We start from the raw sequence: 12,302 nt of genomic DNA, 5'->3' as shown, positions 1-12,302 counted from the left end.
CCCGCCGATGTCCACCGATCTCAGTGAGCTGACCTGCCCCGACTGCGGTGCGCGCGACCAGCGGGAGGCCTTCTGCGACAGCTGCGGTGCGGCGCTGACGCGGGCCAAGCCGGCACCGGTCGCGGTCGGCGCGGCAGCCTTCGACGAGCCGCCGGCCGAGGAATCGGCTCCGGATTCCGTCGAGCGCTCCGCCCCGAGCCGGAGCCCGAAGGCGGATTCCGGCGCGAGCCAGAGCCCGGTGCCGAGTCAGAGCCCGGTGCCGAGCCAGCGCGACGCTGCGTCAGCGAACACAAACCCGGCCGCGAGCCTGACCGCGAACCCGGTCGCGTCCTTCGCCGACCGCATCGCGGCGTCCGAGTCGGTGTCAGCGTCCGTGTCCGCGTCGGCGCCGGTCCAGAGTCAGCCGACCTCTGTGGAGCCCGAGCCACACGTCACCGACGAGGCGGACACGGTGCCCCTGGTCGAGGTCGCCCGCGCCGCCGCGGAGAAGGCCGAGCAGGCCGAGCGCGAGCAGGCCGAGGCCGAGCGCGCCGAACGCGCCCGAGCCCTGCTGGTCCCGGTCGCCGACCAGAGCGCGCCGAGCGAGATCCTTCCGGTGCTGCCCGGCAAGCCCGAGCCGATCGCCCCGCAGCGCAGGGGCTCCGAGCGGCTGGAGGCGCTGGACGCCGGCATCGAATGTCAGTGGTGCGCGACCCGCAACCCTCCGGAGCGGCACTTCTGCCGGCGCTGCGGCCAGCGCCTGGCGTACGCGCCGGTGGAGGCGCGGCGTCCGTCGTGGTGGCGGCGGCTGATCTTCTTCTGGCGCAACCGGCCGCTGCCGTACGCCGGTCAGCGGCCCCGGCTGCGGCGCGGTCCGGGCCAGGCGATCCGGCCGGTGGTGTGGACCGCGGTGGGGGTCGTGGTGGTCGTCGTCGTGGTCCAGGAGTACAAGCCGGTCTCCACGAACGTCCGGGACCACTTCGCCAAGCCCAACGAGATCTCCAACTGGACCATCACCGCCTCGAACGAGGACCCGAACCACGCCGCCAAGCTGCTCCACGACACCTACTCCGACACCTGGTGGGGCAGCGGCTTCGCGCCGCAGAACAGCAACGGCACCAGCCTGACGGTGACCTTCACCCAGCCGGTGAACCTGCTGGACATGGGCCTGACGCCGGGCGCCGGCACCGCCGCGGACACCTTCGGCGCGCAGGGCTCGCCGGAGACCGTCGACGCCGTGCTGATCCCGATCCCGGGCAAGGGCGACCCGGTCAAGAAGACGTTCACGCTCGACGACCAGCCCGGATTCCAGAAGCTCCAGTTGCGCGGCGACGACATCCGCCAGGTGGTGCTCACCGTCACCTCGTCGTACCCGCCCACCTCGGCCAACCCCCCGAAGGCGGTGGAGACGGCGATCACGGAGCTGGAGTTCTACACGCGCCACTGAACGGCCGTCGCTGAGCCAAGGCTGAGCCAACACTGGACCAACCCCCTGGCATCCATGGCCGACGGGGCCGCCGAACCGGCCCCGTCACCGTCAACCTCATAATTCTCATCGTCCGGCCCTGAGCCGCTCACGTCCCCCTCGCCTGGCGGTTTTCGATCAAGGCGCGGATGCCGGCGTGGGCGTTCCCGTGCTGTTTCGTTGAGGTGCGTTGGTTTCGCAAACGTTCCCGTGATGTCCTTCATGCGGCGGCAGCCGCCGTCCCGGCTTCGGCGACCCTGGCCGGAGAAGGTGAGGGGGACATCCTGTGCGACGCGTCCAGACTGTGGTGATGGCCGCCGATCCGGTGCTCCGCGCCGGGATCGTCAACCTGCTCGACCACCGTTCCGAGATCGAGCTCCTGGATGAGGACGGCCCCGGCCGCGACCCGCTGATCGTGATGTGCGCCGACGACGCCGGCGAGCTGCTGGCCGCCGGCCCCCAGAACGCGCCGAAGCCCGCGTACACCGTGCTGGTGGTGAGCCGGATGAACAAAGCCCAGCTGCTGGAGGTGGTCGAGCTCGGCGTGACCGCCGTGGTCTGGCGGCGCGAGGCGACCGCCGACCGGCTGGTGCGCGCCGTGCAGCTGGTCGACCGGGGCGCCGGCGACCTGCCGGCCGATCTGCTCGGCGGGCTGCTCGGCGAGGTCGGCCGGGCCCGGCGGGCCCGCGGCGCCGGCACCGAGCCGCTGCCGATGGGGCTGTCCAGCCGCGAGGTGGACGTCATCCGCCTGGTGTCCGAGGGCATGGAGACCAAGGAGATAGCGGCGAAGCTGTGCTACTCCGAGCGCACCATCAAGGGCGTGCTGCACGACGTGATGACGCGGCTGGAGCTGCGCAACCGGGCGCACGTGGTCGCGCACGCCGCCCGCGAGGGCTATCTGCGCTGGACCTGAGGGGCGGATCGCGCTGCCCGTCCGGACATCGGGCACTGCCCGGCACGCCGTCCCCGTGCACCTGGCAGGCCCCGGCCGCAGGCGCCGAGGATGTGGTGGCGATGAGTAGAGCGGCCAGTGGAGTGGAAGAGAACCGAGCTTGATCCCCGAAATCGACGAGGCGTTGCGCAGCCTGCTGCGAACCTCACTGCCGGACAAGGGCGTGGAGATCGCCTTCGACGCCCCGACCCGGGATTGGGCCGCGCGCCGCAACACGCCCACGGTCGACGCCTACCTCTACGACATCCGCGAAGACCTGACCCGCCGCGAGCGCGGCGCCATGGCGATCCGCGACGAGCGCGGCATCGTCGTACGCCGCCGCCAACCCCCGCGCTACTTCCGCCTGTCCTACCTGGTGACCGCCTGGACCAAGCGTGCCGAGGACGAGCACCGGCTGCTGGCGGTGGTGCTCGGCTGCCTGCTCCTGCACGATTCGCTGCCCATCCCCGAAGGCCCCGGCCAACTCTCCGCCCTGGGCCTGCAGATCCCGATGACCCCGGCCGCCCCGCCGCAGGAGTCCCGCTCCATCGCCGACATCTGGTCGGCGCTCGGCGGCGACCTCAAGCCCTCCCTGGACCTGGTGATCACCGCGCCGTACCCGGTGGGCCCCGAACTCCCGGTCGGGCCCGCGGTCACCGAGGGCGCCGGACTGCGCAGCCACCGGCTCGACGAACCGGAGGCCGAGGCGCCGCTGCGGCTGCGCCGTTACGGGAAGATCGAGCGATGAGCGGCGGGATCCCCGCCGACGTCCCCATCGACGCGGCAGCCGCCCGCCGCTGCCTGGACCGGCTGGCGGACCAGGTCAGAGACCTGATCGACGCGCGCTCGGAGAGGGACCCGAGCGCCGACGATCCGCTGCGCGGGCTGCGGCTTTCCGCGGACCACGTCGAATGGCTGCTGGACGCCGACCCGGCGCACGGGCAGGCGGTGGTGGTGGCTCCAGGCGCCGAGTGGCCACGGCTGGCAGGGCTGAGCGTGACGTTCGGGCTCGCCGACTTCGACCTGGCGGTGCTGGTGCTGGCCCTGGCGCCCGACCTCGACCGGGTCTTCGAGTCCTGCTACGGCTATCTGAACGACGACGTGACCCGAAGGCGCGCCACGGTCGGCCTGGCGCTCGACCTGTGCGGATACGACGCCTGGGATCCGGTGGCGCGTGCCCGCTTCGGGGCCGGAGCACCGCTGGTCGAAGGCGGGTTGCTGGAGCTCGAAGACGCCGATCGGCCGCTGCTGTCCCGGGCGCTGCGGGTGCCGGACCGGGTGGTCGCGCACCTGCTCGGCGACGACACCCCCGACGATGTCCTGCACGGCCTGATTCAGGCCATTGATTCCGCCGCCGGCATCTCCGACACCCGCAACCTCGATCCCGCCGCCCCCGATCCAGCCGCCGCCGACACCGCGACCCTCGCCGAAATCGAGCGCCGCCCCGGCCTGGTCGAGCTCCTGCGCGCCGGTCCCACCCTGATCCAGCTCCGCGAGCGCCGCAAGGGCAGTGCCGACGCGGTCGCCCTGGCCCTGTTCGCCGCCGCCGGCCGCCCCGCGCTCGGCATCACCCTCACCGAGCAGGTCCTGGCGCGCGCCGACCAGATCGTGCCCGCGCTGATCCGCGAAGCCCGCCTGCGCCGCGCCGGCCTGGTCGTGTTCCTGCCCGAGCCCGTGGATCCGGGCCCGCTGTGCACGGACCGGGTGCCGGTGCTGCTCGTCGGCGAGATCCGGCGTGAATCGGGCGGCTGGCCGGAGCGTCCGCTCGTCGTGGACATCGAGTCCCCGCCCGGCGGGGCACCGGAGTGGATCGCCCGATGGCGCACCGAACTCGGTTCCCTCGCCCCCGGCACGGATCTGGAAGCGACCGTGGCACCGTTCCGTCTCACCGCGACCGGCATCGCCCGCGCCGCCGGCACGGCCCGCGCCCTCGCAGCGCTCGAAGGACGCCAGCCGGACGAGACGCACATCCGCCGCGCCGCGCGCCAGGAGAACGCCCGCGGCATGGGACCCGGCGTCCGGCACGTGGAACCCGCCGTCGGCTGGCCCGACCTGGTCCTGCCGCAGACCGAGGGCGCGCGCCTGCGCGAGCTCGTCGACCGCGTCCGCAACCGCGACCGCGTCCTGGGCGCCTGGGGCCTGCGCACCGGCGGCGGACGGGGACGCGGCGTCGCGGCGTTGTTCGCGGGGGAGTCCGGCACCGGCAAGACCCTCGCGGCCGAGGTAGTGGCTGGCGAGCTGGGCTTGGACCTGTACGTGGTCGAACTCAGCGCCCTGGTCGACAAGTACGTCGGCGAGACCGAGAAGAACCTGGAGCGCCTGTTCGCCGAGGCCGACCGGGTCGACGCGGTCATCCTGTTCGACGAGGCCGACGCGGTCTTCGGCAAGCGCTCGGAGACCAAGGACGCGCACGACCGCTACGCCAACATGGAGAGCGCCTATCTGTTGCAGCGCCTGGAATCCTTCAACGGCGTCGCCCTGCTCACCACCAACCTGCGCGCCAACATCGACGACGCCTTCACCCGGCGCTTCGACCTGATCGTCGACTTCCCCTTCCCCGACGCCGCGCTGCGCAAGGCCCTGTGGCAGCGCTGCCTGGCCGGGCCGGTCCCGCTGGAGCCCGACGTCGCCGACGGCTCGGCCCTGGCCCCGGTCGCCGACCGCTTCGAGCTGGCCGGCGGCGCGATCCGGGCCGCCGCCACCACCGCGGCGTACCTCGCGGCGGCCGAGGGGCGTTCGGTGAGCGGGGAGGATCTGCTCACCGGGGCCCGCAGGGAGTACCGCAAGATGGGCCGGCTGTCGGAGGAGGACCTGGTGGGCCTGGAGTTCTGAGCCGACTGTGTCAGGACGCGATCGCGGAGATTAAGGGCAGGCTTGCCTCAACCTGAGCCGCCGCACGCACAAACAGTGCGTGCGGCGCCACGCGGTTAGGGTCGAAGTCGACAAGATGTGCGCATCTGTCGGTCTCGACCGGAAGGAGGCCGCTGTGGCTGCGTCAAGAGGACGTCCCTCGGGGCTCATGCTAATGGTTTTCATCGCCGGTGGACTGTTGATGGTCGGAGCCATCCAGGCCGGGAACGGAATGCTCGTCATCATCACGCTGCTGCTCATGGCCGTGAGTGTGGACGCACTGCGGCGTCGGTGAGCGTGGCGGCCGTCGGCGGCGTGCTCGTTGGCCGCCGACGACCGCCGACGGCCGCCTTGCGTCTATGTGGGTGAACGGGGTTTCAACTGCTTCAGGTCGGTTACCCGGCGTCCATGACCGACGAGGCTTACTGGACCGACAGCGGCGGCGAGACGGGGTACCCGAGGCTGGACGGTCGCGGTAGAGCCGACGTGGCGGTCGTCGGCGGCGGCGCCGCCGGCTTGTGGACGGCCTGGGAGCTGGCCCGGACCGGACGGCGGGTCGCGCTGCTGGAGGCCGGGCGCATCGTGGAGGCGGCCAAAGGCGGCGGAGCGGGTCAGGCCTCGATGATTCAGACGCTCGCCTACGACCGCATCGCGCGCACCGCCGGCCCGGACGCGGCCCGGTGCTTCGCCGAGGCGCAGGCCCTCGCCGTGGAACGCCTCGCCCAGGTGGCCCAGGCCCTGGACGCCGACTGCGAGCTGGAGCGGCGCCCGGCGTACATCTACGCCGCCGACGAGCACGCGCTGCCGGAGCTGCACGAGGAGTGGGCCGCCGCGATCGAGGCCGGCGTCCCGGCCGTCTACGGCGCCGGCAGCGGGCTGCCGTCGGCGATGCTCGGGGCGATGAGCGTCGAGGCCCAGCTCCAGTTCCATCCCCGCAAGCTGCTCCTGGCGCTGGCCCGCGACCTCGTGCGGCGCGGTTCGACAGTGTACGAACACAGCCGCGTGGTCACGGTCGACGAAGGAGAACCCTGCGTCGTCATGACCGAGTCCGGCGGTTCGGTCGCCGCCGAGCACGTGGTGGTCGCCACCGGCTTCCCGATCGCGGCGCCCTCGGCCGTCCGGCGCGCGCTGCGGCCCCGGCGTGAGCTGTTGCTGGCCGGGCCGGTGTCCGCCGGGCAGGCCCCGGACGGGATGTACACGGCGGTCGGCGACCTCGGCGCATCGGTCCGTACCGCGCCGCTGGCCGACGGGGCTGGCGGAGCTGCCGGGGCTGACGGAGCTGACGGCCGCCGCATGGTCGTCATCTCGGGGGAGCAGCACGAGCCCGGCTCCGGGGGCATCGCCGAGCGCTACGCCCGGCTGTCCGCGTGGGCCGCGGCGGCCGTGGGCCTGACCGACGTGACGTACCGCTGGTCGGCTCAGGACTATGCGACCCCCGACCACCTGCCGGTGATCGGGCGGGCCTCGGCCGCCCCGGACCGGCGCGGCGTGTGGCTCGCGACCGGGTTCGGCGGCTGGGACGCGACGAACGCGGTGCTGGCCGGGCGCCTGATCACCGCCGGGATCCGCGGGGAGCGGCTGCCGGCGTGGGCCGGGCCGTTCGCGCCGATACGGCTGGAACAGGACCTGCGGCCGGAGGACACCTGGAGCGGTCCGGTCCGCTCGATCGTCCGGCACCGCGTCGAACCCGACGAGCGGCAGGCGCTGGACGCGATCCGCCCCGGCGAGGGCGCGGTGGTGGAGGTCGGCGGCGAGCACTGCGCGGCCTACCGCGACGAGAGCGGGCTGCTGCGGATGGTCTCGGCGCTGTGCCCGCACCGCGGCTGTACCGTGGGCTTCAACGACGCGGAGAAGACCTGGGAGTGCCCGTGCCACGGATCCCGCTTCGCCCCGGACGGCGCGCTGCTGCAGGGCCCAGCCGTCGAGCCGCTGGCTCCGGCCCGGGCCTATCTGGCACTGGCGGCGGCGGAGTGATGGACGCACCCTGAAGGTGTGATGATCGCACCGCAGTTTTGGCTCGTTCCGCGGACGTTTGACCGGCCGTGATCGGGTAACCAAGGGGGAACCCATGGATCCGTGGGTTTCTCCGAACGTCCCAGCACCTGGAGGATGTCGTGCTGTCTCTCACCGATCGGGCCGCGGCCGCCATTCAGGTCCTGACCTCGAACTCCGAACTCCCACCGGACACCGCCGGGCTGCGCATCGTGGCCGCCGACCCGAGCCTGAACGGCAACCAGGACCAGTTCTCGGCGTCGCTGGCCACCGGCCCCGACGCCGGCGACCAGGTCGTGGAGTCCGGTCCGGCGCGCATCTTCCTGGAGTCCACGGCCGCGACCGTGCTCGACGGCCGGGAGCTCGACGCGACGGTGGACGTCGACGGGAGCGTGAAGTTCGTGGTCGGGGAGCCGGGGTTGTAGCCGTCTCGGTGTGTGCCGGGACCTTTTGTCCGATGATCGAACGATTCGCGAGTTTCGTCGTTCTCGAATCGACCACCGATTTCCGGGCAACGGGCCCGGCATGAAGCTCCTCGCCTACGCCGACCGAGCAGTCGAGCTGGTGAACACGGACGACCACGGGGCCGGCCTGGACCGGCTGCAATCGTGCGACGACGTGTGCCGCCTGATGCCGCAGGGCTGGAACGTGTCCCGCACCGCGGCCGAGGAGGGCCTGGACGAGCTGCGCGAGGCCCGGCCCCGGCTGCGGCGGGTCTTCGAGCTCGCGGCCACCGGCCGGGTGGAGCGCGCCACCGACGCCCTGAACAAGCTGCTGTGCGACTTCCCGGTCTCGGCGACGATCAGCGACCACATGAACGGCGACTGGCACCTGCACCTCACCGACGAACCGAGGGGGCCGGCCCGGTCCTACGTGACCGGGGCGGCCTTCGGCCTGGCGTACACGATCGCCGAGCGCGGCCCCGAGCGGCTGGGGCTGTGCGAAGCGCTGCCGTGCCGGAAGGTGTTCGTGGACACCACCACGAACAGCTCCCGGCGCTACTGCTCGGACAAGTGCGCGACCAGGGCCAACGTCGCGGCGTATCGGGCACGCAAGCGCAGCGACGCTTAGGAACCGAACTGCTTAGGAACGCTGGAGGTACGCCTCCGGCATCGCGTCCTCGGCCCTCAGCGGCGGGCCGAGGACGATCTGCCCCGCCTCCGCGCCGATCCCGCCCAGCGACCTGACGTCGACGGCCCAGTCCTCGGGCATCGGATCGGCCAGGTCCCACCCGGCGGCCCGGAAGAACTCCTCCATCCCCGCCGGGTTGCACACGGTGAGCAGCTCGGCGGTGTCGGAGGTGAACAGGTAGGTGTGCGGCAGGCCCCGGGGCAGGAACGCGGTGTCCCCGGAGGACAGCTCCCAGCGCCGGTCACCGGCCCAGACCACGGCCGTGCCGGACAGCACGAACACCGTCTCGTCCTCGCGCTCGTGCACGTGGACCGGCGAGGCGGCGCCGCCCTTCATGGTGGAGCGGACCGCGGCCAGCCGGCCCTCGGTCGCGGCGGCGTCGAGCACGATGCGGTGCACGGTGCCGGCGATCCAGGCCAGCTGCTGCTCCTGCCCTGCGCGGGCTATGTGTGCCAGGCTCATGGGGTCTCCTTCTGGAAATCGGGGATAAGTGGCGGGGTCCGCCAGTTAGGCTATAGCGCTGTGAACACCAAGAGCCCGCACACGTTGAGGGCAGATGCGGCCCGCAATCGCGCGGCCGTCATCGAGGCCGCCGCCGAGGTGTTCCGCCGCGACGGCGCCGACGCCTCCTTCGAGGAGATCGCCCGCGTGGCCAAGGTCGGCTCGGCCACCCTGCGCCGACGCTTCCCCACCAGGCAGTCGCTGCTGGACGCGGTCTTCCTCGACGACGTCACCCAGCTCTGCCAGGACGGCCGGGACACCGCCGCGAGCCGTCCGCCGGCCGAGGCCCTGTGGGACTGGCTCGCCCACGTCGCGGTGCACTGCGCCGCCGATGATGCGCTCTCACAGCTGATCCGCGACGGCGCCGCCACCTCAACGTCACGCGCCGAGAGCTTCACGCTCCTGGAGGCCGCCGGCGAAGCGCTGCTGCGCTCGGCCGTGGCAGCCGGTTCGGCGCGCGCCGACGTCTCCGTCGCCGACCTTCTGGTCGTCGTCAACGCGATCGCCGGGGCGACAGCTGGTGCCCCGGCGGCCGATACGCTCCGCTTGCTGTCCCTCGTCCGGGACGGCGCGAGGCCACGGGATGAACCCTTAGCCCCCTTAGTTGCAGCCCGCCCTTGATGGGGCAGATGCTGGTTCCGTGACGAACCAGGGTGACGCGCACAGCGCGCACGGCACGGGGACAGAGCAGGTCAGGCGCTTGGCGACGATGGCCCGGGGCCGCTCGGTCCTGACCGATCCGCGCCTGAACCGCGGCACCGCCTTCACCCTCGCCGAGCGGCACGCCCTCGGCCTGGTCGGGCTGCTGCCGCAGGCCGTGGTCACCCAGGACCAGCAGGCGGCGCGCGTCTACGAGCAGTTCCGGTCCCAGCCGACGGCGCTGGAGAAGTACGTCTCGCTGGCCGCGCTGCGCGACCGCAACGAGGTCCTGTTCTACCGCCTGGTCACCGAGCATCTGGCCGAGATCCTGCCGATCGTCTACACCCCGACCGTCGGCACCGCGATCCAGCACTACAACGCCGAATACCGCAGGCCGCACGGCGTGTACCTGTCGGTGGACGCGCCGCAGGACATCGAGCGCTCGCTGAGCGCCGCCGGGCTCGGACCGGAGGACGTGGACCTGATCGTGGCCACCGACGGCGAGGCGATCCTGGGCATCGGAGACTGGGGTGTCGGCGGCGTCGACATCGCGGTCGGCAAGCTGGTCGTCTACACCGCCGCCGCGGGCATCGACCCGGCCCGGGTGCTGCCGGTGATGCTGGACGTCGGCACCAACCGCCAGGAACTGCTGGACGATCCCGGCTACCTGGGCAACCGGCACCCGCGGGTGGACCCCGAGGCGTACGACGAGTTCATCGACGCCTACGTGCAGGCCGCCGGGCACCTGTTCCCGAACGCGCTGCTGCACTGGGAGGACTTCGGGACGGCGAACGCGCACCGGATCCTGGACCGCTACCGCGACAAGGTCTTCACCTTCAACGACGACATCCAGGGCACCGGCGCGGTCACCCTCGCCGCGGTCCTGGCCGGCGTCGCGGCCAGCGGCCGGCCGCTGCGCGAGCACCGCATCGTGGTGTTCGGCGCGGGCAGCGCCGGCGTCGGGATCGCCGACGACCTGCGCGAGGCCCTGCATGGCGATGGTCTGTCTCCGGAGGAGGCGACGGCGCGGATCTGGTGCGTCGACCGCTACGGCCTTCTGACCGACGACCAGGACACTCTGCGCGACTTCCAAGTCCGCTACGCCAGGCCCGCCGCCGAGAGCGCGGACTGGGCCCACGACGCCGACCGGAACGGCGTCACCCTGGCCGAGGTCGTGGACCGCGTCCACCCGACGATCCTGATCGGCACCTCCGGCCGCGGCGGCGCCTTCACCGAGCCGATCGTGCGCGCCATGGCCGCGCACACCGACCGGCCGCTGATCCTGCCGATGTCGAACCCCACCGAGTTGGCCGAGGCCACCCCGGCCGACCTGCTGGACTGGACCGACGGCCGGGCGCTGATCGCCGCCGGCAGTCCCTTCGACCCGGTCCAGCGGGACGGCGTGACCTACCAGATCGCGCAGGCGAACAACGCCCTGGTCTTCCCGGGCCTCGGCCTGGGGGCCATCGTCGCGCGGGCCTCGCGCGTCACCGACGGCATGCTCGCCGCCGCGGCCCAGGCCGTCGCCGACCGCGTGGACACCGACACGCCCGGCGCGCCTATCCTGCCGCCAGTGCCTCAGCTGCGCGAGACGTCGGTGGCGGTCGCCGTCGCGGTGGCGCGGGCGGCGGCCGCGGCGGGAGTGGCCGGGGCCGAGGTCGGGGACGGGATCGAGAAGCAGGTGCGGGCGGCGATGTGGCAGCCGGTGTATCCGGAGATCGTCGCCATCTGACCGCGCCCCTGGCGGGTCTGACCGTCCTGACCGGCCTGATCGCTCTGTTGCTCGCCTGAGCAGCGCCGTATATTCGAAAGAGACCCACGGGTCGAGGAGTGCGGCGATGAGCGATTCCGCGATATTCGAGTTGGGGAGCAGGGTGTACTGCTCCGACGCCGACTGCGGGGAGCTGCTGCAGTTCGTCGTCGAACCGGACGTCCCGCGCCTGACCGACCTGGTCGTGTGCTCGGTCGGCGGCGGTGCGCGGCTGGTCGCGGCCTCGTCGGCGCGGCCCACGGCATACGGCGTGCTGCTGGACTGCGACCGCTTCGGGTTCAACCGGCTTCCGGCCGCGCGGGTGCGCGACGTCGAGGCTCCGGCGGTGACGCCGAGCGTGCCCGACGCGCAGACCCGGATCCGGCGGGGGGAGCATGTGCAGGCTTTGGACGGCGACGTCGGGCGCGTTCTGGGGCTGGTCGTGCGCTGCGGGGACGGCGCGATCACGCACGTGCTGGTGACCGCCGGGCATCTGTGGCACCGCAAGCACGTCGCCGTGCCGGTCGACTACGTCGCAGGGCTCGGCTTCGCGGGTCTGGACCTGCTGCTGACCAGGGAGCATGTGGCGGAGTTCCCGCTGGTGTAGGGCGGAGTTTCTTCGTGCTGTGAGAAAGTGGTTTTCATGCCCTTGAGCGAATACGAACTCCGAACCTCGATCGCCGTCTCCGACATTCAGCAGGCCGTCGCTTTCTACGAAGGCAAGCTCGGCCTGCCGGTGGTGAAAACCGTGCCGAGCGCCCACATCGCAGGCGGCGCGCGCATCTACGCATCCGGCGGCGGGCCGGCGCTGAACGTGTACCAGTCGGCGACCGCCGGGACGACGGCGGCGACGCTGGCCGTCTGGTACGTCGACGACCTCGACCGGATCGTCGGCGAGCTCACCGCGGCCGGCGTGGAGTTCACGCGGTATGAGCAGTTCGAGCACGACGCGCGGGGGATCACGCCGCGGGCCGGCGGCGGGCGGATCGCGTGGTTCCAGGATCCGGACGGCAACACGTTCGCGCTCGAATCCGACGTCTGAGTCACCTCGGATCTGCGCGGTC

At 72.4% G+C, this 12,302-nt stretch carries 12 protein-coding genes; 11 read left to right on the top strand and 1 reads right to left on the bottom strand.

The genetic code is table 11. From position 1 onward, the window contains the following. The first annotated feature begins 7 nt into the window (after window positions 1-7). The 7 genes from ABH935_RS09660 to ABH935_RS09630 all read left to right on the top strand — a co-directional run bounded on the left by ABH935_RS09660 (window position 8) and on the right by ABH935_RS09630 (window position 8,288). Window positions 8-1,426: a hypothetical protein gene (locus tag ABH935_RS09660; RefSeq protein WP_370377469.1), complete on the top strand. Its 1,419-nt coding sequence runs from the start codon at window positions 8-10 to the stop codon at window positions 1,424-1,426. A 328-nt stretch (window positions 1,427-1,754) separates the two neighbouring features. Continuing rightward, window positions 1,755-2,357 carry a LuxR C-terminal-related transcriptional regulator gene (locus ABH935_RS09655; protein WP_370377468.1) on the top strand — a complete coding sequence of 201 codons (603 nt, stop codon included), beginning with the start codon at window positions 1,755-1,757 and terminating at the stop codon, window positions 2,355-2,357. A gap of 139 nt (window positions 2,358-2,496) precedes the next feature. Next, window positions 2,497-3,123 carry a DUF4255 domain-containing protein gene (locus tag ABH935_RS09650; RefSeq protein ID WP_370377467.1) on the top strand — a complete coding sequence of 209 codons (627 nt, stop codon included), beginning with the start codon at window positions 2,497-2,499 and terminating at the stop codon, window positions 3,121-3,123. After that, window positions 3,120-5,207: an ATP-binding protein gene (locus ABH935_RS09645; RefSeq protein WP_370377466.1), complete on the top strand. Its 2,088-nt coding sequence runs from the start codon at window positions 3,120-3,122 to the stop codon at window positions 5,205-5,207. The genes ABH935_RS09650 and ABH935_RS09645 overlap by 4 nt, the downstream gene beginning before the upstream one ends. 426 nt (window positions 5,208-5,633) lie before the next feature. Then, window positions 5,634-7,199: an FAD-dependent oxidoreductase gene (locus tag ABH935_RS09640; RefSeq protein WP_370377465.1), complete on the top strand. Its 1,566-nt coding sequence runs from the start codon at window positions 5,634-5,636 to the stop codon at window positions 7,197-7,199. Window positions 7,200-7,339: 140 nt separating this feature from the next. Continuing rightward, entirely contained in the window at window positions 7,340-7,642 is a 303-nt protein-coding gene (locus tag ABH935_RS09635) for an adhesin (protein WP_194911534.1), read from the top strand. A gap of 100 nt (window positions 7,643-7,742) precedes the next feature. Beyond that, window positions 7,743-8,288: a CGNR zinc finger domain-containing protein gene (locus ABH935_RS09630; RefSeq protein ID WP_370377464.1), complete on the top strand. Its 546-nt coding sequence runs from the start codon at window positions 7,743-7,745 to the stop codon at window positions 8,286-8,288. A 12-nt stretch (window positions 8,289-8,300) separates the two neighbouring features. On the opposite strand, the gene ABH935_RS09625 is transcribed toward ABH935_RS09630, so the two are convergent. Beyond that, window positions 8,301-8,810, bottom strand: a complete 510-nt coding sequence (locus tag ABH935_RS09625) for a cupin domain-containing protein (protein ID WP_370377463.1) — start codon at window positions 8,808-8,810, stop codon at window positions 8,301-8,303. Window positions 8,811-8,870: 60 nt separating this feature from the next. On the opposite strand from ABH935_RS09625, the gene ABH935_RS09620 reads away from it, so the two are divergent. The 4 genes from ABH935_RS09620 to ABH935_RS09605 all read left to right on the top strand — a co-directional run bounded on the left by ABH935_RS09620 (window position 8,871) and on the right by ABH935_RS09605 (window position 12,280). Continuing rightward, entirely contained in the window at window positions 8,871-9,470 is a 600-nt protein-coding gene (locus tag ABH935_RS09620; RefSeq protein WP_370377462.1) for a TetR/AcrR family transcriptional regulator, read from the top strand. Between the two features lie 19 nt (window positions 9,471-9,489). Then, window positions 9,490-11,220: an NAD-dependent malic enzyme gene (locus tag ABH935_RS09615; RefSeq protein WP_370377461.1), complete on the top strand. Its 1,731-nt coding sequence runs from the start codon at window positions 9,490-9,492 to the stop codon at window positions 11,218-11,220. Window positions 11,221-11,326: 106 nt separating this feature from the next. Further along, window positions 11,327-11,845, top strand: a complete 519-nt coding sequence (locus ABH935_RS09610; protein ID WP_370377460.1) for a hypothetical protein — start codon at window positions 11,327-11,329, stop codon at window positions 11,843-11,845. 36 nt (window positions 11,846-11,881) lie between these two features. Next, a complete protein-coding gene (locus ABH935_RS09605) occupies window positions 11,882-12,280 on the top strand; it encodes a VOC family protein (protein WP_370377459.1) in 399 nt (132 codons plus the stop codon). Window positions 12,281-12,302: the final 22 nt, after the last annotated feature.

Source organism: Catenulispora sp. GAS73 (genome assembly GCF_041262085.1).
Lineage (GTDB): Bacteria > Actinomycetota > Actinomycetes > Streptomycetales > Catenulisporaceae > Catenulispora.
The sequence above is the reverse complement of the archived record's forward strand: the minus strand, read 5'-3'. Positions and strand labels throughout refer to the sequence as shown.